This window comes from Stenotrophomonas sp. OVS01A, from assembly GCF_019969775.1.
GTDB lineage: Bacteria > Pseudomonadota > Gammaproteobacteria > Xanthomonadales > Xanthomonadaceae > Stenotrophomonas > Stenotrophomonas indicatrix.
The window spans coordinates 207,974-226,882 of sequence record NZ_JAHXYV010000006.1 but is presented as its reverse complement, the minus strand read 5'-3'; the positions used below and the strand labels follow the sequence as shown (position 1 = coordinate 226,882).

The window sequence follows — 18,909 nt, the reverse complement described above, 5'->3', positions numbered from 1 at the left end:
ATGAGCCTTTCCGCGCGTCCGGCGCTGCACCGCAATTTCCACCGCCTGGCGTGGTTCGCCATGATCATGACCGCGAGCACGATCATGTTCGGTGCCTTCGTGCGCCTGTCCGATGCCGGCCTGAGCTGCCCGGACTGGCCGACCTGCTATGGGCAGGCGACCTGGCCGCAGCACGTGGAAGAGACCATCGGCCACCCGGCAGCGGAGATCCGTCCGCTGGAAACACACAAGGCCTGGCGTGAGCAGGTGCACCGCTTCCTGGCCGGCGCGCTCGGCATCGAGATCCTGACCCTGGCCCTGCTGGCCACGCGCAAGCGGCGTTTCGGAAGCACGGCGGTGGTCACCGCCTGCGTGCTGGTGGCCGCGGGCATACCGCTGTACATGATGGGCTGGCATGGAACCGCCAGCGCACTGGCGCTGGTCGGCGAGGCCATCCTGCTGATCGCGGCGCTGCGCTGGAGCAACATCGACCTGGCGCGCGCTGCGCTGCTGACATTGGCGGTGGTGATCTTCCAGGCGCTGCTGGGCATGTGGACGGTGACCCTGCTGCTCAAGCCGATCGTGGTGATGGGTCATCTGCTGGGCGGCATGCTGATGTTCGGCCTGCTGGTGTGGATGGCCTGGCGTGCCACGCACATGCCGATCACCCTGGCTGAGGCGCCGAAGCTGAAGTGGCTGCTGCGCATTGGCGTGGCGGTGCTGGTCACCCAGATCGCGCTCGGTGGCTGGGTCAGCGCCAACTACGCGGCGCTGGCGTGCGGCGGCGGCAGCGCCTCGCTGGACAACTTCCCGCGCTGTGCCAACCAGTGGTGGCCGCAGCACAACTTCGCCGAGGGCTTCACCCTGTGGCGCGGTATCGGCGTGGACTACGAAGGCGGCGTGCTCGACGGGGCCTCGCGCATCGCCATCCAGATGGCCCATCGCCTGTTTGCCATCGTCGTTGCCGTTTACCTGCTGTGGCTGGGCCTGCGCCTGTTCCGGCTGCCGAGCATGCGCGGCTGGGCTTCGGCCCTGGTCGCGCTGCTGGTGCTGCAGGTCACCCTCGGCATCCTCAACGTGAAGCTGGCGCTGCCGCTGGAAGTGGCAGTGGCGCACAACGGCGTTGCCGTTGCCCTGTTGTTTGTATTGGTCAGCCTGCTGGCCCGCCTGCGTGCCCCGGACTGATCCCATGTTTTCCAACTATCGCCAGTACTGGGACCTGACCAAGCCCAAGGTCGTTGCCCTTATCGTCTTCACCGCCCTGGTCGGCATGGTCCTGGCCATTCCCGGCGTGCCCAGCTGGGAGCAGGTGCGTGCCGGCCTGCTCGGCTTCCTCGGCATCTGGCTTGCCGCGTCCGCCGCTGCAGCCATCAACCAGCTGCTGGATGCGCACATCGACGCGCAGATGGCGCGCACCTCGTGGCGTCCGCTGGTGGTGGGCAAGGTCAAGCCGTGGCAGGTGCTGGTATTCGCCGGCGTGCTGATCGTGCTGTCGATGGCGATCCTGGTGCTGTGGGTGAACTGGATCACCGCGGTGCTGACCTTCGCCTCGCTGATCGGTTATGCGGTGATCTACACCGTCTACCTGAAACGTGCGACCTCGCAGAACATCGTCATCGGTGGTCTGGCCGGTGCGATGCCGCCGATGCTGGGGTGGGCGGCGGTAACCGGCATGCAGGGGCAGTCGGACTGGGCGTACTCGTCGCTGCTGGTGCTGATCATCTTCATCTGGACGCCGCCGCACTTCTGGGCGCTGGCGATCTTCCGTCGCGAGGATTACGCCAAGGCGGAAATCCCGATGCTGCCGGTCACCCATGGCGTGGTGCACACGCGTAAGCAGATCATGGCGTACTCGGTGGTGCTGGCGCTGGTCTGCCTGCTGCCGTACCTGGTTGGCATGAGCGGAGTGTTCTACCTGGGTGGGGCGATCGTGCTCAACGCCGTGTTCCTCTGGTACGCCTGGCGCATGCTCAACCCGCCGGACGAGCTGTTCTCGATGAAGATGTTCAGTTACTCCATCGTCTACCTGATGGCGCTGTTCGCCTTCCTGCTGGTGGACCACTGGATCCTGCCCTGGTTGTGACGGCTGGATCCGCCGGGCATGGCCCGGCGCTACCTGTGGAACATCCACTGCCCTGGTTGTGACGGGGTGACGCCGCCGGGCATGGCCCGGCGCTACCACCGCGCCCGGTAGCGCCGGGCCATGCCCGGCGATGTTCCACAGGTCAGGGCGCGCGCTTGGCATACCGTTGCGCGATCACGCCGCAGACGATCAGCTGGATCTGGTGATAGATCATCACCGGCAGCACGATCGCGCCGAGGCTGCCACCGGCGAACAGCACCTTGGCGATCGGAACGCCGGTGGCCAGGCTCTTCTTCGAGCCGCAGAACACGATGGCGATCTCGTCTTCGCGGTTGAAGCGCAGGCGGCGGGCGATGAAGGTGATCAGCGGCATGGCGATGCCCAGCAGTACCGCCGCCACCACCGCCACCGCGAACAGCGACAGCAGCGGCGTCTTGCTCCACAACCCCTCGGTAACCGCTTCGCCGAACGCCGAGTACACCACCAGCAGGATCGTGGCCTGGTCGGTGTAGCGCAGCAGCGCGCGCTGCCTCTCAACCCAGCCGGCGATCCACGGGCGCAGCAGGTGGCCGGCCACGAACGGCACCAGCAGCTGCAGCATGATGCCGCCGATGGCATGCAGCGGGTCGTGCACGCCGCCGGAGGTACCGGCCAGCGCGGTCAGCAGCAGGGGCGTGAGGAACACGCCGAGGATGCTCGACAGCGAAGCACTGCACACGGCCGCAGGCACGTTGCCGCGCGCCATCGAGGTGAACGCGATGGACGACTGCACGGTGGAGGGCAGGGTGCACAGGAACAGCACGCCCAGGTACAGCTCAGGCGTCAGCAGCCAGCCGGACAACGGCTTGAACAACAGCCCCAGCAGCGGGAACAGGATGAAGGTGCAGGCGAGGATCGTCAGGTGCAGGCGCCAGTGCAGCATGCCGCCGATGATCGATTCGCGCGGCAGGCGCGCGCCGTGCAGGAAGAACAGTGCGGCGATGGCGACGGTGGTGACATCGTCGAGCACCAGGGCGGCGGCGCCTTTCATCGGCAGCAGCGAGGCCAGGCCGACGGTGCACAGCAGGGCGAGGGTGAAGTTGTCCGGTCGCAGGCGCGACCACCAGCGGGTCATGGTGGATGGGCTCCTTGGTGCGGGGGGATTACCCCGGGAATCAGGGGGTGGGAGAAGGGATCGCCAGACGCTCGCGGGTGGCCGCTTCCAACGACTTCAGGCCGGCTCGCTGGCCCAGTTGCAGCGCCTGTTCCGGGCTGGCGTGTTCGTAGCGTGCGTTGACCAGGCCGAGCACGGCACCGGCGCGGTTGCCGGAAGCGCAGTGCAGCAGCACCGGCCCCTGGCTCTGCTGCAGCGCCTGGTGCACGGCGCGCAGGTTGGTGGCATCCAGGCCCTCGGCGCCGGCTACCGGGATGCGCACATAGCGCAGGCCGAGCGCTTCGGCCTCGCGTGTTTCATCAAAGCCGCGATCTTCATCGGGTTGGCGCAGGTCGATTACCGTGCGCACGCCTTGGGCAGCCAGTTCGTGCAGTTGCGCGGCCGTGGGCTGGCCACCGGCGTAGAGGCCGGGGCGGACTTCAGCAAGAACAGGGTCCGCAGCCCAGGCCGGCAGGATCGGGCAGAGCGACAACAACAGCAGGCAGGTCAGGCGCAGCAGCATGCTCTCTCCGGGGATGTGTTCTGCCGCTACAGGCGCAGATTGGCGCGCGCCTTCAGCAGCTCGCGCATCTCGTACTTGTCAGTATCGTCCAGACCCTGTTGTCGCTGCTTGGCGTTGAGGTCGTCGATCCGCTGGAACAGCAGCTGCTTCTCCAGCTGGCCGACCGCGTCATGCAGTTCCACCGTCCACATCGCTTCATCGCCCGCCAGCGTCTGCGCGGCCAAGGTGTGCAGCGAGGCCTGTTCTTCGCGGCCGTCGAAATGCTCCAGCAGGGCGCCGGTACTGATGTCCGGGCGCTGTTCGACCAGCCCCAGCAATTCCAGCAGCAGCTCAACGCCCGGCAGGCGCAGGCCCTGGAAGTGGTGCTTGCCGCCCAGGGTCAGGGCCAGCGACGGCTGCTGCAGCAGGACGGCGATCGCGCCACGCACCAGGCTGCGCTTGGCCGCCGGCTGGATCGTGCGCGGAGCGGCGCGTTGCGGCATCTGCGGCCGGCCCGCCTGCGCGTTGCCGCCCAGGCCGGTCAGCTGTGCCAACTGCTGCTTCATCAGGTCGCCGAAGGCACCATCGGGAATCTGCGCCAGCATCGGCTTGGCGCGCTCGGCCAGCCGTGCCTTGCCATCCAGCGTGCCCAGGTTGATCTCGCGGGTCAGCTCGTCGAAGAAGAACTGCGACAGCGGCGTGGCCTGCTTCAGGCGTTCGTCGAAGGCCTCGGCGCCTTCCTTGCGCACGATGCTGTCCGGGTCTTCGCCGTCGGGCAGGAACAGGAAGAAGGCCTGGCGGCCGTCCTTCATGCGTGGCAGCACCGATTCCAGCGCCTTCCAGCCGGCGCGGCGGCCGGCGGCGTCGCCATCGAAGCAGAAGAACACGTCCGGCGCGTTGCGGAACAGCAGCTCGGCATGGTCCGGCGTGGTTGCCGTGCCCAGCGTCGCCACTGCCTGGGTGACGCCGAACTGGAACAGCGAGACCACGTCCATGTAGCCCTCGACCACGATCAAGCGCTCGATCTTCTGGTTGGCCTGGCGCACCTGCCACAGGCCGTACAGCTCGCGGCCCTTGTGGAACAGCGCGGTCTCGGGCGAGTTGAGGTACTTGGGGCCGTCATCCTTCTCGAACACGCGCCCGCCGAAGGCGATCACCCGGCCACGGCGGTCGAAGATCGGGAACATCACCCGGTCGCGGAACTTGTCGTAGACGTGGCCGCGGTCGTTCTTGGAGAACAGGCCAGCGCGGTCGAGCAGCTTCATCCGCCGCTCGTCCTTGCCCAGTGCGTCGCGCAGGCCGCTGTAGCCATCAGGTGCATAGCCGATCTGGAAGCGCGCGCGGTTCTCTTCATCCACGCCGCGGCCATCGAGGTAGCTGCGGGCTTTCTCGCTGCCCTCAAGGTTCTTCTGGAAGAACCTGGTTGCCGCGTCCAGCGCCGAATACAGCTCGCGACTGTCATCCTGCTGCTGGGCGCTGCGCGGATTCTCGCTGCGCGGCACTTCCATGCCGGCACGCTTGGCCAGTTCATCCACCGCGTCGAGGAACTCGAGGCGGTCGTAGTTCATCAGGAAGCTGATGGCCGTGCCGTGCGCGCCGCAGCCGAAGCAGTGATAGAACTGCTTGGTCGGCGAGACGGTGAACGAGGCCGACCGTTCGTCATGGAACGGGCAGCGCGCGGCGTACTCCTTGCCCTGGCGCTTCAACGGCACGCGGCTGCCCACCACCTCGACGATGTCGGAGCGGGCCAGCAGGTCGTCGATGAAAGCGTCGGGGATACGGGCCATGGGCAACGAGGCAGGGCGCGGCGGCAGCCACGCGGAAGGGGGGAAGTCAGTCCCCCTAGTTTACCCCTTGCCGGCCACGTTCCCGGGCGCGTTCGCCGCAGTGCCAGGGTCGATGCCGGCAGCGAGCAGATGATGGCGTGCGCGCAGGCGTTCATCGATCACCGCGGTCATCAGCGCGCCGACGAAGAAGACCACGGTGGCGTAGTAGATCCAGACCAGCGAGATCACCAGCGCACCCATCGAGCCGTAAGCGCTGCCCGGTGCGACGGTGGCGATGTACACGCCGATGCCATAGCGGCCGAGCGCGAACAGCGCCGAGGTGATGAGGCCGCCGATGAAGGCCTGGCGCCACGCCACGCGCCGGTCCGGCAGGTAGTGATACATGAAGGCGAAGCCGACCGCGTACAGCAGCAGGCTGGTCAGGTAGCCGATGGCCGGCAGGATCGAGGGCAGCTGCGCAAAGGCCACCTGCAGCACGGTGGTGGCGGTCATCGACAGGATCAGCAGGAAGCCCAGCGCCAGCACCACGCCGAAGGAGAACACGCGTTTGCGCAGCCACGCCTTGATGCCCTCCAGGCGTTCGCCGCTGGTGCGGAAGATCAGGTTCAGTGCGTTCTGCAACTGGGCAAACACCGCAGTGGCGCCAACGAACAGCAGCAGCGTGCTCCACAGCCCGGCCAGCGATCCGACGTCGGGCTGGTTGTCGGCATTCTTCAGCACGGTTTCGGCCACGGTCGCGGCACTGCTGCCGGCCACAGAGCTGATCTGGTCGACCAGGGCCTGCTGTGCCGGCGGATACAGCGAGGCGGTCAGCCACAGCAGCAGCACCAGCAGCGGCGCCATCGACAGCAGGGCATAGAAGGAAACCGAGGCGGCCTGGGTCAGCACGTCGATTTCGACGAAGCGCTTGACGACGGCCATCGGGAAACTGTCCTGCAGGCGCTTGATGTACTTGTGCAGGGACGCGGGGCCGCCGTGCGGCGCGCTGTCTTCGGGGGCGTGGGACGTTGGATCAACCATGCCGGAGTTGTAGCAGCACCACGTCGAAGACGCGGTGAAGCAGGTGCGCAGGAGCGCGTCCCGGAGTCCCTTCGCAGTGCGGAAGGGACCCGGGTCAGGCGTCGCTTACGACAGCGCCTGCTTGACCAGCTTGGACACCAGGCCCATGTCGGCCTGGCCGGCCAGCTTGGGCTTCAGCGCGCCCATCAGCTTGCCCATGTCGGCCGCGCTGCTGGCGCCGGTCTCGGCGATGGCTGCCTGGATGGCCGCGACAATCTCGGCTTCGCCCATCTTGGCCGGCAGGTAGGCTTCGATCACCACGATTTCGGCGCGCTCGATTGCCGCCAGGTCTTCGCGGTTGGCCGCTTCAAACTGGCTGACCGAGTCCTTGCGCTGCTTGACCATCTTGTCGAGCACGGCGATCACGGCGGTGTCGTCGAGCTCGATGCGCTCGTCGACTTCCTTCTGCTTGATGGCGGCGTTGATCAGGCGGATGACGCCCAGCTTGTGCTTCTCGCCGCCCTTCATGGCGGCCTTCATGTCTTCGGTGAGCTGCTGCTTCATGCTCATGACGAACCTCGTGGTGGTAGTGGGGCAGGGCGGATGCCCGGGCCCGGAAACGCAAAAAGCCGGCGACGCTCGCGCGTGCCGGCTTCGACTCCATCGCGGCAGGGAATGCCCACCGCAATGAAGATGCGTCCGATCAGTACAGGCGCTGACGCTTGGTAACGTCGCGCGACGAGCGGCGCAGCTGACGCTTCACAGCAGCGGCGGCCTTGCGCTTGCGCTCCTGGGTCGGCTTTTCGTAGAACTCGCGCTTGCGGGTTTCGGCCAGCACACCGGCCTTTTCGCAAGTGCGCTTGAAGCGGCGAAGAGCAAACTCAAAGGGTTCGTTCTCGCGGACTTTGACGCTGGGCATGGAATCTCCGGGACACAGTAGAACCGGGTCACGCCCGGCGAGCCGCACATTATAGTGGCGAATAAACAAACTGCAAGCCACAAATCCTGAATAGGGGCAAGTTGTTGGATTGCAGTGAGGCCTGCCAGTTCCCCGAGGGGTTGGCAGGGGCGTCATAATAGCAGGCATGCGAGTCCTTGGCATCGAATCTTCCTGTGACGAGACCGGCGTGGCGGTGTATGACACCGACCTGGCCGGCAGCGCTGCCCTGCGCGCCCATGCGGTTTACAGCCAGATCGCCCTGCACGCCGAGTACGGCGGTGTGGTGCCTGAACTGGCCAGCCGTGACCACGTGCGCAAGCTGCTGCCGTTGATCCGTCAGACGCTGGCCGAGGCCGGGCTTGGCGTGAACGACATCGACGGGGTGGCCTACACCGCCGGCCCCGGCTTGGTAGGGGCGCTGCTGGTGGGTGCCGGCGTGGCCCGGTCGCTGGCCTGGGCGCTGGAGGTTCCCGCCGTGGGTGTGCACCACATGGAAGGTCACCTGTTGGCGCCGCTGATGGAAGACGATCCGCCGCAGGCCCCGTTCGTGGCGCTGCTGGTGTCCGGTGGCCATACCCAGCTGGTGGCCGTCGATGCCATCGGCCAGTACCGGTTGCTGGGCGAAACCCTGGACGACGCCGCAGGCGAAGCCTTCGACAAGACCGCCAAGATGATGGGCCTGCCGTACCCGGGCGGGCCGCAGCTGGCCGCGCTGGCCGAGCAGGGCACGCCGGGCGTCTACCGCTTCACGCGGCCGATGACCGACCGCCCCGGCCTGGATTTCAGCTTCTCCGGCCTGAAGACCCAGGTCCTGATGGCCTGGCGCGACAGCGACCAGAGCGAGCAGACCCGCGCCGACATCGCCCGTGGCTTTGAAGACGCCGTGGTCGAGACCCTGTGCATCAAGTGCGAACGCGCGCTGGAAGCGGCCGGCACCAATGTGATCGTGGTGGCCGGCGGCGTGGGTGCGAACAAGCGCCTGCGCGCCCGCCTGCAGCAGATGGCCGAGCGCCTCGGCGGCCGCGCCTGCTTCCCGCGGCCGGCGTTGTGCACCGACAACGGCGCGATGATCGCCTTCGCCGGCGCGCTGCGCCTGCTGGCGGGCCAGCACAGCCCCCCGAAGGTGGACGTCACCCCGCGTTGGGACATGGCGACGCTGCCGGCGGTGTGAGCCCCGCAACCGGTAGCGCCGGGCCATGCCCGGCGGACGCATTATGGACGCCCTGCCAACGGCGACGCCGCCAATACCGTCGTCGCCCGTTCATGGCGCTGCAGCCATGCCAGCGTGTGTGGGCACCGGGCGTGGATCAGCCGCCCGATCGCGGCCAGGTCGGCGCCGATGTCGCGCTCAAGGATCGGTTCGTGGCGGGCGATGCGGTTGCGCAGGTGGCGGATGCGTCCGATATCTGCGTGGATGGCTTTCCTGGTGACACTGGGATGGGCCGAAGGCGCATGGCGTAGAACGCCGCTGAGCGCTGGTATCCACAGCGAAGCGTCGAAGCGGCAGGTGAAGAGCTGCTGCCAGAAAACCATCGGCAGGTTGGCGACGATCTCGGGCGTGTCGGTGGTACGGCCGGTTACCAGTTCCAGTGCGGTTCTCGCCGAAGCGGATGAAGATGCCGGCAACCTGCGTCGGAAGGCATCATTCCACGGCCATCGAGGCCCATGTTGCCGGGCCAGCGCCGATGCGGCTGCGTTGCGGATGACAACTTCGCACAGATGCACCGGCATCATCAGCGCACCGCACATCCGCATGTTCCACAGGTACAGGGATTCGGCGGTGACACCCGGGCTGCAGGCCGATGCAATTCTCTCGTAGGTCGACAGGCGCTCCGCTGACAGAGCGCGCCTCAATGCATCGTATGCAGCCATCGTGATGTGCGGTGGTGAAGGAAGGGTCGATGCTGGCCAGAGACGGCGGCGATCACCATCGGGGAACGCCGTTGCCTGCGTGACCGATTTCCTGTGTTTCGGCTCGGACGAATTCCGTGAGTTGCTTTGTCGCAATTGGCCTTGACCGGCGATTGGGTCCTTGCCTAACCTCAGTGCCTGCGCCACCGGGACCCGCGGCTTGAGAAAGCTCCCCCCGGGGACAAAACGGTAGTACCAAAGGGCCCCGCTAGCAGGGCCCTTTGTCTTTTCCAGACCTTGCGAATGCCCGGCGACCCGCCTCCGTTCCGGGCAGGCTCACTGCCGTCCCGTTACCATGGCCGCCTGTTTTCCGGCTGGTAACCGCAATGGACAAGGTTTTCATCGAAGGGCTGACGATCGACGCCCTGATCGGCATCTACGATTGGGAGCGGCGGATCCGCCAGGACCTAGTGTTCGATCTGGAGATGGGGTTCGACAACCGTCGCCCGGCCGCCAGCGATGACATTGCCCATACCCTGAACTACAAGGCGGTCAGCAAGCGCCTGGAGCAGTTCGTGCGCGAATCGGAATTCGGCCTGGTGGAGACCCTGGCCGAGCGCTGCGCGCAGATCGTGCTGGACGAGTTCGACGTGAAGTGGCTGCGCCTGAAGCTGAGCAAGCCCGGGGCGGTGCGCGGTGCACGTGCGGTCGGCGTGATCATCGAACGCTCGCGGGACTGACACTCCGGTAATGCCGGCCGTCGGCTGGCAACCCCCGGTAGTGCCGGCCGCTGGCCGGCAACCTCAACAGCAATGAAGAAGGAGACAACCGATGGTGGACGCAGTGGTGGCGGTACAGTGGCTGGAAAAGCTGCAGAACACACTGGAACCCTATCCTGGCGCCTACCTGGCGTTGATGATCTCGGCGCTGCTGGTTGCCGCCGGCCTGGCCAACTGGGTGACCAAGCGCATCCTGCTGCGCGGCCTGCGTCGCCTGCTGCAGCGCCTGCCGGGCGCCGAGTCCGGGCGTGGCAGCCATCTGATGCGGGTCATTTCGCGGCTGTCCAACGTGGTGCCCAGCCAGGTTATCGCCTCGGGCATCACCCTCATTCCCGACCTGCCGCCAAGCCTGGTCAACGTCATCATCAAGCTGTGCATCGTGTGGGCGGTACTGACCGTGTCGATGGCGTTCTCGCATGCGCTGGATGCGGCCAACGACCTGTACGAACGTCGCCCCGAGGCGCGCAACAAGCCGATCAAGGGGTACCTGCAGGTCGCCAAGATCATCATCTTCGTGATCGCCGGGCTGTCGATCGTTGCCACCCTCGCCGGTGTCGACCTGCGCTACCTGGTCACCGGCCTGGGCGCGGCCACCGCAGTACTGATGCTGATCTTCCAGGACACCATCCTGTCGCTGGTGGCCAGCGTGCAGATCAGTGGTGATGGGCGTATCCGTATCGGCGACTGGATCGAGATGCCCAGCCAGAATGCCGACGGCGATGTCATCGATATCGCCCTGCATACGGTGACGGTGCAGAACTTCGACAAGACCATCACCACCATCCCGACCAAGAAGCTGGTGACCGAGTCGTTCAAGAACTGGCGCGGCATGCAGGAGGCCGGTGGCCGCCGGATCAAGCGCGCGCTGTTCCTGGACCAGCACAGCGTGCGTTTCATGGAGGAACAGGACCTGGCCTTCCTCGGCCAGTTCGCCCTGCTGGGCGACTACCTGCGCGGCAAGCAGCAGGAGCTGGGCCAGTGGAACGGGCGCCTGCGCGAGCAGGGCGTGGCCGAGGTCAACAGCCGCCGGGTGACCAACCTGGGCACCTTCCGCGCCTACGTGGAGCGCTATCTGGCCAGCCATCCGGGCATCCATACCGATATGACCCTGCTGGTGCGCCAGCTGCAGCCGACCACCGAAGGCCTGCCGCTGGAGCTGTACTGCTTCACCCGCAGCACCGCCTGGGGCGAATACGAGGCGGTGCAGTCGGACATCTTCGACCACCTGCTGGCGATCCTGCCGGCCTTTGGCCTGCGGGTGTTCCAGGCGTCCAGCGACGCGATGTTGATGGCCGGGCAGCGCCAGTTGGCCGGCTCGGAGTAAGCTGCGATGCCCCCGGCCGGACCGTACGGATCCGGCTGGTGGCTGAAACTGAATGACGAAACCTCTCGCCAAATCGTCCGGGATCGCTAGAATGCCGGGCTTGTAAACGTTTTCATCAAGGACTGCCGGTGGCCTCCGATCGCATCGAATCCCTCATTGCCCAGATGACCGTCGAGGAAAAAGTCGGCCAGCTGGGTGTCTTCGCGGACATGGTCCGCCCGTTCGCCCCGGACGTGAACCCGGAAGCCAACGTGCGCAATGCCGACCAGGTGCTGCAGCAGGTGCGCGAGGGCAAGGTCGGCTCGCTGTTCAACGGTGTCGGCGCCGAGCTCGGCCGCCGCATCCAGCAGGTCGCCACCGAGGAGAGCCGCCTGGGCATCCCGGTGATCCTGGCGGCCGACGTCATCCACGGCATGCGCACGGTGTTCCCGATTCCGCTGGGCGAGGCCGCCAGCTTCGAGCCGGACCTGGCCGAGCGCACCGCGCGCGCCACTGCGGTTGAAGCTACCGCTGCCGGCCTGCACTGGACCTACGCACCGGCAGTGGACATCGCCCGTGACCAGCGCTGGGGCCGCGGTGCCGAAGGTGCCGGTGAGGACGTGGTACTGGGCTGTGCCTTCGCCGCTGCCCGCGTGCGTGGCTTCCAGGGCAGCGACCTGCGGGCCGCCGACTCGCTGCTGGCCACGCCCAAGCACTTTGCCGCCTACGGCGCGGTGATGGCCGGCATGGAATACAACATGGTGGACATCTCGCCGCAGACCCTGCGCGATGTGCACCTGCCGCCGTTCAAGGCGGCCTTCGACGCTGGCGCGATCACCGTGATGTCCTCGTTCAACGACATCAACGGCGTGCCGGCCAGCGCCAACGCCGAGCTGCTGACCGACATCCTGCGCGGTGAATGGAAGTTCCCGGGCGTGGTGATCTCCGACTACACCGCCGACATGGAACTGGTCGCGCACGGTTATGCCGCCGACGACCGCGATGCCACCGCCAAGGCGTTCACCGCCGGCCTCGACCTGAGCATGCAGAGCGGCTTCTACGCCGAGCACCTGCCGGGCCTGGTGGAGAGCGGCGAGGTGCCGATGAGCGTGCTGGATGAAGGCGTGCGCCGCATCCTGTGGCTGAAGGAAGCCATCGGCCTGTTCGACGACCCGTACCGTTCGCTGGACCCGGCGCGCGAAGCCGATACCTCCCATATCGACGCCCATGACGAACTGTCGCGCGATGCCGCGCGCCGTTCGATCGTGCTGCTGAACAACCGCGACAACGTGCTGCCGCTGCAGAAGAACGGGCAGAAGATCGCGCTGATCGGCCCGTTCGTGCAGGACCGCGACAACATCGAAGGCTGCTGGACGCTGTTCGGCGACAAGCAGCGCTACGTGGATCTGGAAACCGGCGTGCGTGCGGCCATCGGCGATGACGCGCTGCTGGAAGTGGTGCCGGGATGCGAACTGGAAGCCGCCATTGCCGGTGGCACCGAGGCGGCCGTGGCCGCTGCGCTGCGCGCCGACGTGGTGGTGCTGGCGCTGGGTGAGCCGCAGCGTTACAGCGGCGAGGCGCAGTCGCGCGTGGAGATTACCCTGCCGCCGGCACAGCAGGCGCTGGCCGAAGCGGTGGCGATGACCGGCAAGCCGCTGGTGGTGCTGCTGCGCAATGGTCGCGCGCTGGCCCTGCAGGGCGCGGTGCGCAATGCGCATGCCGTTGCGATCACCTGGTACCTGGGCACGCAGACCGGCCATGCCGTGGCCGATGTGCTGTTCGGCGATTACAGCCCCTCCGGCCGCCTGCCGGTCAGCTTCCCGCAGGTGTCCGGCCAGCAGCCGTACTTCTACAACCACCCGCGCACCGGTCGCCCGGAACTGCCGACGATGTCGGAATTCAAGGCACGCTGGCGCGAGATTCCGAACGAGCCGTTGTACCCGTTCGGCCATGGCATCGGCTACACCACCTTCGCCTACGGCGTGCCGCAGCTGAGCACTGCGCGCGTCGGCTGGGACGACACCCTGACCGTGACCACCACGCTGACCAATACCGGCAGCGTGGCCGGCGAGGAAGTGGTGCAGCTGTACATCCACGACCGCGTGGCCAGCCGCGTGCGGCCGGTGCGCGAGCTGAAGGACTTCCGCAAGGTGGCCCTGCAGCCGGGCGAGTCGGCCGAGGTGGTGTTCACCCTGACCCGTGAACAGCTGGCATTCACCGGCCGCGACGGCGTGCTGCGTGCCGAGCCGGGCCTGTTCGACGTGTGGGTGTGCGCCTCGTCGATGGCTGGTGACGCGGTGCAGTTCGAACTGCTGAAGGCCTGATCGGTAGAGCATCCACGCATGGCGTGGATCTACTGGCAATGAGTAGCGCCGGGCCATGCCCGGCGTCCTCACCCATGGCGAACACGCCGGGCACGGCCCGGCGCTACCATCGGAGCCTGATCCGATGGAGACCGCGCATGCGCACGATGGCCTACCTTGTTCCTGTCCTGTTGCTGGCAGCGTGCTCGCAGCCGGCACCGCCGCCCGAACCTGCCGCCGATGCGCCTCCGCCGATGACGGGCGCGACGCCGGCCGAAGCGGCCGCCAGCACCACGCCCGATGCCGTCGCCGCGCCACAGGCTGCGGCGGAGCACGCCAAGGATGCGGCTGCGACGCCGGCCGATGCTGCCAACCCCGCAGCACCTGCGGCGGCAGACGACGCCCGCGCGCGCATCGAGACGCTGCTCGGCGATGCGGCGCAGTATGAAAAAGTATTCACTGCCTTCAAGACCGCAGTGGTCGGTGGCGATCGCGCGGCGGTGGTTGAAGAAGTGCGATTCCCGCTGAACATCAGCGGTGGCAGGAAGATCACCGGGCCCGGTGAATTCCAGCGCAACTACGAAAAGATCATCACCCCGGCGGTGGTCAAGGCGGTGTCCGCGCAGGACTTCGGCACGGTGTTCGTCAACCAGCAGGGCGTGATGATCGGCGATGGCCAGGTCTGGCTGACCGGCGAGTGCCTGGACAAGGCCTGCACGCGCACCGAGGTGAAGGTCGGCACCATCCAGTAACGAAAACGGCCCCGTATGCAGGGCCGTTCCAGATCGGTAGTGCCGGCCGCGGGCCGGCAACCAGGGCTCCTGCAGGTGCCGGCCAGCAGCCGGCACCACCCGGCCGTCAGGCCTTCGGCGTGAGCTTCAGCAGCCGTGCCTTGCTGCCGTCTTCCAGCAGCCACAGTGCGCCGTCCGGGCCCTGTTCCACTTCGCGGATGCGCTCGCCCATGTTGAAGCGTTCGGCCTCGCGCGCGCTGTCGCCGTCGAAGGCAACCCGCACCAGCGAGGTGGACGACAGGCCACCGATGAAGGCGCTGCCCTTCCACTGCGGGAACAGGCTGCCGCTGTAGAACATCAGGCCGGCCGGGGAAATGACCGGGTTCCAGGTCACCTTCGGTGCGGCAAACTCCGGGCGGGTGTCATGGTCGGGAATCGGACGGCCGTCGTAGTGGTCGCCGTTGGACACGATCGGATAGCCGTAGTTGGCACCGCGCACGATCAGGTTCAGCTCATCGCCGCCGGCCGGGCCCATCTCCTGCGCCCACAGCTTGCCATTGGCATCGAAGGCGATGCCCAGCACGTTGCGGTGGCCGAGCGACCACACCTGCGCGGCCACACCGCCCTGCGAGGCGAACGGATTGTCGGCCGGCAGGCTGCCGTCGTCGTTGAGGCGGATGATCTTGCCCAGGTTGCCGCTCATGTCCTGCGCAGGATCGAACTTCTGCCGTTCGCTCGAACTGATCCACAGCTTGCCGTCCGGGCCGAAGGCCAGGCGGTGGCCGTAGTGGCCTTCGCCGCTGACCTTCGGCGTCTGCCGCCAGATCACCTTCAGGTCCTTCAGCTGGCCGCCACCGTTGGCATCGAGGGCGAGGGTGGCACGGGCCACGGCCGCGCCGCGCGTGTCCAGCGTGCCTTCCTCGGCGTAGCTGACGTACACCACATGGTTGCGGGCGAAATCCGGATGCAGGATGACGTCACCGAACCCACCCTGGCCGCCGTAGGCGACCTTCGGCACACCGGTGATCTCATGTTTCTGGCCGCTGGCCAGGTCCAGATGCTGCAGCTTGCCGCGCTTTTCGGTGACCAGCAGGCTGCCATCGGGCAGGAAGGTCATCGCCCACGGCTGGTCGAACCGGCTGACCTCGGTGGCGGTGAAGGGGCGTTGGTCTGCGCTGGCCGCGGCGGTCGCCGGGGCCTTCTGGCCAGACGCATCAGGGCCGGCCGCGTTGCAGGCGGTGGTGGCGAGGATCGGCAGCAGGCCGAGGGCGAGCAGCAGGGGCGTGCGGGTCATGGGTATCTCCAGCGGAAGGGGATGCGGATGGCCAGGCTCTCCCTTGTATACCACCGGGGCGGTGACGGTCGTGGCCCGAAGGTCCTGCTCCCCCTGTGCGGCATGGCGCGGATCGTCTAGGGTGTTGTCGCCCGGGCAAAGCATTGCCCGCCTGTCTGCCAAGGACCTGCAATGAACGCACCCCTCATCCATCGACCCTCGCCCGCCTTCATCGCCGCCTCGTGGGTGGCCCTGCTGCTGGGCGCGGTGGCCTACCTGGTCGGCCTGTTCAATGCCGAGATGCCGCTGAACGAGAAGGGCTATTACCTGACCCTGCTGCTGTTCGGCCTGTTTGCAGCGGTATCGCTGCAGAAGAGCGTGCGCGACCGCGTCGAGGCCATTCCGGTGAGCGGCCTGTACTACGCGCTGTGCTGGTTCGCACTGCTGTCGGCGCTGTTGCTGCTGCTGGTCGGCCTGTGGAACGCCACCCTGGTGCTGAGCGAAAAGGGCTTCTACGGCATGGCGTTCGCGCTGTCGCTGTTTGGCGCGGTGGCGGTGCAGAAGAACACCCGCGACCTGATTGCCGCCAACGCGGCCGAGCCCAAGCGCGCGTCGTCGATCCCGCCGCTGCCGGAACAGGAATGACCGGCTGAGGTAGCGCCAAGCGCCTGCCCAGGCCAGGCCTGCAACGCAGAAGGCGCCGAGCAGGGGCTCGGCGCTACTGGGGCTGCATCAGTCAACTGCTGGAGGGGTCAACCGTGGCGCGTCAGCCGCGGATCGGCCACATGGGCTTCATCCCAACCGCGGCGGACAGCGGCGCGGGCCTGATCCCATTCCAGGCGGCTCTTGCCGCGCTCCGTCGCCCAGCGGGACTGCAACTCCGCTTCGACCTGTTCGTAGGCGCGGATCACCTGATCGGCGCGGGTTTCGTTGAAGCGTGCTGCGTGGCCGATCTGATAGGCCGGCTCGTAGTCATCGAACAGCAGGCTGGCGTCGTAATACGGTTCGGCGCTGTAGCGGTCGCGCCAGTAGTCGGAAATGGCCTCGCGCGGGGTGCTGTCTTCCGGCACGCGACCGGGGATCTGGTAATCGGGGCTCATGGACAGAAGGCTCCGTAGTGGACGAAGCCTGATCGTGCCCATCGGCCGGTTAACGCGCCGGACCGGCAGCGTGATCGGCAGGTCAATCAGCAGCGGCATCCTTGCGCGGCAGCTTGTAGATCACCGCGCCAACGGCGAAGGCGACCAGCGCTGCGACGATGTTCTGCCAGCTGGCACTGGCAAACAGGGCCACGCACAGCAGCAGGGCCAGCACCGGAATCAACGGGCCGCCGGGCAGCTTCAGCGCGCCGGGACGGTCGGCATAGCGCTTGGCCAGTACCAGCACTGCGGCGGCCGTGCCGATGTAGGCGAACAGGCGTGTGGTCATCGACAGCAGTGCCAGCTGCACGAACGACCCGGACAGCGCCAGGCCGAGGGCGATCAGGCCCTGGCAGAAGATCGCCGCGGCCGGGGTACGGAAGCGCGGGTGCACCTGCGCCAGCACCTTCGGGCCGTAGCCATCGCGGGCCAGGGCGAACAGGAAGCGCGGGCCCATCATCATCGTGTTGCTGTTGGTGCCGAGGATGGAGATGGTCGCGCCCACGGTGAGGATCAGCGCCAGCGCCTCGCCGCCGAAGCTGGAGGCCGCATCGGCCAGTGGCGTGGCCGAGTTGGCCAGGCCGGGCAGCGTGCCCTGCGCCACGATCTGCACCGCCGCGTAGATCACGGTGACGGTGACGATCATGGTGATCAGCGCGAACGGGATGTCGCGGCGTGGGTTGCGGTACTCGCCGGCTGCGGCCGGAATGTTCTCGAACCCGGCGTAGGCATACAGCAACAGCAGCGCCGCCTCGCCCATGCGCTGCAGGTCGTGCGGGTCCGGGCGCTGGCCGGAGAAGGCCAGCTGTGGGTCGATGTAGAACGCGCCGATGGCCACGAACAACAGTAGCGGCAGCATCTTGCCGATCACCAGCACGATGCCGGTGCGGGCGGCCGAACGCACGCCGATGATGTTCACCCCGGTGAGGAAACCGAGCGAGACAACGATGATCGCGATACGGCCCATGCCTGCGCCTGCCCACGGCCAGAACCGCGCCACAGCGTCGGCCAGCGCATTGCTGAGCGCTGCGGCCGAGCTGATGCGGGTCAGCCAGATCATCCAGCCGATCTCGAAGCCGGCGAAGCGGCCAAAGGCTTCGCGCGCGTACAGGTAGCTGCCACCGGGCTCATCGAAATAGCTGGCCGCCTGCGCGTAGCACAGCACCAGCAGGGCGACGACGATGCCGGCGGCGACCACGCCCCACAGGCTGAAGGGACCGAGCAGGGCGACCGTGGCCGCCGGCAGCAGGTAGATGCCGCTGCCGACCACATCGTTGATGGACAGGCCGACGATCTGCCAGCGGCTGACCGCGCGCTGCAGTTGGGGTTCGTCGGCGGCGCTCAACGTACGGCTCCTTCAAGCGCGGGCAGCTTCCACTGTGCCTGCAGGCGCTGGTATTCGGCCCTTGGCAACAGGACGAAGCGTGGCGTGTCCTGCGGGCGCAGCCAGTCCAGCAACGCCTGCATGCGCACCTCTGGCATCGCAGTGCAGCCAGCGGTGGCCTCGCCGGGCTGGCGCCACAGATGGGCGAAGATGCAGCTGCCCTTGCCGGGTTGGTTGTCCGGGTTGTGCGCGATCACGAAGCCTTCCCGGTAACGCACGTCACCTTGGTTGTGCAGGTCCAGCCGCATCGGTTCGGTGGAACCGGCTATGGCGGCGCTGCCCACCTTCTTCGCATCGACGATGCGGTTGTAGAACGGCGATGCTGGCACGTCCATGCAGTAGCTGCTCTCGAGCATCGGCTGATAGGTCATCGCCGTGCCGGGCCGGGTGATGGCATAGCCGAACGCGCTGCCCAGCGCGAACACACCGGCCGGACTGCGGCCATCGCCTTCCTTTTTCTGCGGACCGTCGGTCTGGGCAGGATGCAGGCCCAGGCCCCAGGCACTGCCGGTGCGACCCAGCGCCACCGGGAAGGCCTGGCCGTGCCTGCGCCAGTGCTTGCCGTCGCGCACGAAGGCCTGCAGCTGGCCCTGCGTGCTGTCCCAGGTCTCGCTGGTGACCACGATCAGTTGGCGAGCGTTGTCCAGCGGGGCAGCGTGGAGAGCAGCTGCGGCAACGAGCAGCAGCGCGGCAGATGCAAGGCGGGCCAGCAGCAGGTTCATCG

Annotated in this window: 19 protein-coding genes; 8 read left to right on the top strand and 11 right to left on the bottom strand. The window is 67.2% G+C overall.

All coding sequences use genetic code 11. The annotated features are described in order from the left end of the window. Positions 1-1,164, top strand: coding sequence for a COX15/CtaA family protein (locus LC407_RS18215; protein ID WP_025878285.1), 1,164 nt, complete (start codon positions 1-3; stop codon positions 1,162-1,164). A 4-nt stretch (positions 1,165-1,168) separates the two neighbouring features. Further along, positions 1,169-2,062: a heme o synthase gene (cyoE, locus tag LC407_RS18210; protein WP_025878284.1), complete on the top strand. Its 894-nt coding sequence runs from the start codon at positions 1,169-1,171 to the stop codon at positions 2,060-2,062. A 142-nt stretch (positions 2,063-2,204) separates the two neighbouring features. Here cyoE and LC407_RS18205 read toward each other — a convergent pair whose 3' ends face one another. The 6 genes from LC407_RS18205 to rpsU form a co-directional block, all read right to left on the bottom strand. Next, positions 2,205-3,176 (bottom strand): bile acid:sodium symporter family protein, encoded by a 972-nt coding sequence (locus tag LC407_RS18205; RefSeq protein ID WP_025878282.1) that lies wholly within the window; start codon positions 3,174-3,176, stop codon positions 2,205-2,207. Positions 3,177-3,216: 40 nt separating this feature from the next. After that, the gene (locus tag LC407_RS18200) at positions 3,217-3,717 is read right to left on the bottom strand and encodes a protein tyrosine phosphatase family protein (protein WP_025878280.1); all 501 of its coding nucleotides are present in this window, start codon (positions 3,715-3,717) and stop codon (positions 3,217-3,219) included. A 26-nt stretch (positions 3,718-3,743) separates the two neighbouring features. Next, a complete protein-coding gene (dnaG, locus tag LC407_RS18195) occupies positions 3,744-5,483 on the bottom strand; it encodes a DNA primase (RefSeq protein ID WP_223483356.1) in 1,740 nt (579 codons plus the stop codon). Positions 5,484-5,543: 60 nt separating this feature from the next. Beyond that, the gene (locus tag LC407_RS18190) at positions 5,544-6,503 is read right to left on the bottom strand and encodes a YihY/virulence factor BrkB family protein (RefSeq protein WP_059065748.1); all 960 of its coding nucleotides are present in this window, start codon (positions 6,501-6,503) and stop codon (positions 5,544-5,546) included. Positions 6,504-6,608: 105 nt separating this feature from the next. Next, the gene (locus tag LC407_RS18185; protein ID WP_032975623.1) at positions 6,609-7,052 is read right to left on the bottom strand and encodes a GatB/YqeY domain-containing protein; all 444 of its coding nucleotides are present in this window, start codon (positions 7,050-7,052) and stop codon (positions 6,609-6,611) included. 133 nt (positions 7,053-7,185) lie between these two features. Further along, positions 7,186-7,401 (bottom strand): 30S ribosomal protein S21, encoded by a 216-nt coding sequence (gene rpsU, locus LC407_RS18180; RefSeq protein ID WP_002808376.1) that lies wholly within the window; start codon positions 7,399-7,401, stop codon positions 7,186-7,188. 166 nt (positions 7,402-7,567) lie between these two features. On the opposite strand from rpsU, the gene tsaD reads away from it, so the two are divergent. Next, on the top strand, positions 7,568-8,593 hold the full coding sequence (tsaD, locus tag LC407_RS18175) for a tRNA (adenosine(37)-N6)-threonylcarbamoyltransferase complex transferase subunit TsaD (RefSeq protein WP_049468546.1): 1,026 nt from the start codon (positions 7,568-7,570) through the stop codon (positions 8,591-8,593). Between the two features lie 41 nt (positions 8,594-8,634). Here the strand turns inward: tsaD and LC407_RS18170 are convergent, their stop codons facing one another. Further along, entirely contained in the window at positions 8,635-9,294 is a 660-nt protein-coding gene (locus LC407_RS18170; RefSeq protein WP_223483364.1) for a hypothetical protein, read from the bottom strand. A gap of 365 nt (positions 9,295-9,659) precedes the next feature. Between LC407_RS18170 and folB the strand changes: the two genes are divergently transcribed. The 4 genes from folB to LC407_RS18150 all read left to right on the top strand — a co-directional run bounded on the left by folB (position 9,660) and on the right by LC407_RS18150 (position 14,410). Beyond that, positions 9,660-10,013, top strand: a complete 354-nt coding sequence (folB, locus tag LC407_RS18165; RefSeq protein ID WP_025878255.1) for a dihydroneopterin aldolase — start codon at positions 9,660-9,662, stop codon at positions 10,011-10,013. A 91-nt stretch (positions 10,014-10,104) separates the two neighbouring features. Beyond that, positions 10,105-11,376, top strand: a complete 1,272-nt coding sequence (locus tag LC407_RS18160) for a mechanosensitive ion channel domain-containing protein (protein ID WP_223483355.1) — start codon at positions 10,105-10,107, stop codon at positions 11,374-11,376. A gap of 128 nt (positions 11,377-11,504) precedes the next feature. Further along, positions 11,505-13,679, top strand: coding sequence for a glycoside hydrolase family 3 N-terminal domain-containing protein (locus LC407_RS18155; RefSeq protein WP_080150739.1), 2,175 nt, complete (start codon positions 11,505-11,507; stop codon positions 13,677-13,679). Between the two features lie 137 nt (positions 13,680-13,816). Next, complete coding sequence (locus LC407_RS18150; protein WP_033830175.1) at positions 13,817-14,410, top strand: hypothetical protein; 594 nt, start codon at positions 13,817-13,819, stop codon at positions 14,408-14,410. Positions 14,411-14,516: 106 nt separating this feature from the next. On the opposite strand, the gene LC407_RS18145 is transcribed toward LC407_RS18150, so the two are convergent. Next, the gene (locus LC407_RS18145; RefSeq protein WP_059065755.1) at positions 14,517-15,683 is read right to left on the bottom strand and encodes a PQQ-dependent sugar dehydrogenase; all 1,167 of its coding nucleotides are present in this window, start codon (positions 15,681-15,683) and stop codon (positions 14,517-14,519) included. Positions 15,684-15,854: 171 nt separating this feature from the next. Between LC407_RS18145 and yiaA the strand changes: the two genes are divergently transcribed. Beyond that, the gene (yiaA, locus tag LC407_RS18140) at positions 15,855-16,307 is read left to right on the top strand and encodes an inner membrane protein YiaA (RefSeq protein WP_025878247.1); all 453 of its coding nucleotides are present in this window, start codon (positions 15,855-15,857) and stop codon (positions 16,305-16,307) included. A 107-nt stretch (positions 16,308-16,414) separates the two neighbouring features. Here yiaA and LC407_RS18135 read toward each other — a convergent pair whose 3' ends face one another. The 3 genes from LC407_RS18135 to LC407_RS18125 form a co-directional block, all read right to left on the bottom strand. Beyond that, positions 16,415-16,762, bottom strand: coding sequence for a hypothetical protein (locus LC407_RS18135; RefSeq protein WP_025878246.1), 348 nt, complete (start codon positions 16,760-16,762; stop codon positions 16,415-16,417). Between the two features lie 82 nt (positions 16,763-16,844). Continuing rightward, positions 16,845-18,146 (bottom strand): amino acid permease, encoded by a 1,302-nt coding sequence (locus LC407_RS18130; RefSeq protein ID WP_033830177.1) that lies wholly within the window; start codon positions 18,144-18,146, stop codon positions 16,845-16,847. Beyond that, positions 18,143-18,907, bottom strand: a complete 765-nt coding sequence (locus LC407_RS18125; RefSeq protein ID WP_223483354.1) for a L,D-transpeptidase family protein — start codon at positions 18,905-18,907, stop codon at positions 18,143-18,145. The genes LC407_RS18130 and LC407_RS18125 overlap by 4 nt, the downstream gene beginning before the upstream one ends. Positions 18,908-18,909 lie beyond the last annotated feature (2 nt).

Coding starts and splice junctions, on each gene's coding strand:
- LC407_RS18215 (WP_025878285.1), top strand. CDS start 1: ATGAGCCTTTCCGCGCGTCCGGCGCTGCACCGCAATTTCCACCGCCTG.
- cyoE (WP_025878284.1), top strand. CDS start 1,169: ATGTTTTCCAACTATCGCCAGTACTGGGACCTGACCAAGCCCAAGGTC.
- LC407_RS18205 (WP_025878282.1), bottom strand. CDS start 3,176: ATGACCCGCTGGTGGTCGCGCCTGCGACCGGACAACTTCACCCTCGCC.
- LC407_RS18200 (WP_025878280.1), bottom strand. CDS start 3,717: ATGCTGCTGCGCCTGACCTGCCTGCTGTTGTTGTCGCTCTGCCCGATC.
- dnaG (WP_223483356.1), bottom strand. CDS start 5,483: ATGGCCCGTATCCCCGACGCTTTCATCGACGACCTGCTGGCCCGCTCC.
- LC407_RS18190 (WP_059065748.1), bottom strand. CDS start 6,503: ATGGTTGATCCAACGTCCCACGCCCCCGAAGACAGCGCGCCGCACGGC.
- LC407_RS18185 (WP_032975623.1), bottom strand. CDS start 7,052: ATGAGCATGAAGCAGCAGCTCACCGAAGACATGAAGGCCGCCATGAAG.
- rpsU (WP_002808376.1), bottom strand. CDS start 7,401: ATGCCCAGCGTCAAAGTCCGCGAGAACGAACCCTTTGAGTTTGCTCTT.
- tsaD (WP_049468546.1), top strand. CDS start 7,568: ATGCGAGTCCTTGGCATCGAATCTTCCTGTGACGAGACCGGCGTGGCG.
- LC407_RS18170 (WP_223483364.1), bottom strand. CDS start 9,294: ATGGCTGCATACGATGCATTGAGGCGCGCTCTGTCAGCGGAGCGCCTG.
- folB (WP_025878255.1), top strand. CDS start 9,660: ATGGACAAGGTTTTCATCGAAGGGCTGACGATCGACGCCCTGATCGGC.
- LC407_RS18160 (WP_223483355.1), top strand. CDS start 10,105: ATGGTGGACGCAGTGGTGGCGGTACAGTGGCTGGAAAAGCTGCAGAAC.
- LC407_RS18150 (WP_033830175.1), top strand. CDS start 13,817: ATGCGCACGATGGCCTACCTTGTTCCTGTCCTGTTGCTGGCAGCGTGC.
- LC407_RS18145 (WP_059065755.1), bottom strand. CDS start 15,683: ATGACCCGCACGCCCCTGCTGCTCGCCCTCGGCCTGCTGCCGATCCTC.
- yiaA (WP_025878247.1), top strand. CDS start 15,855: ATGAACGCACCCCTCATCCATCGACCCTCGCCCGCCTTCATCGCCGCC.
- LC407_RS18135 (WP_025878246.1), bottom strand. CDS start 16,762: ATGAGCCCCGATTACCAGATCCCCGGTCGCGTGCCGGAAGACAGCACC.
- LC407_RS18125 (WP_223483354.1), bottom strand. CDS start 18,907: ATGAACCTGCTGCTGGCCCGCCTTGCATCTGCCGCGCTGCTGCTCGTT.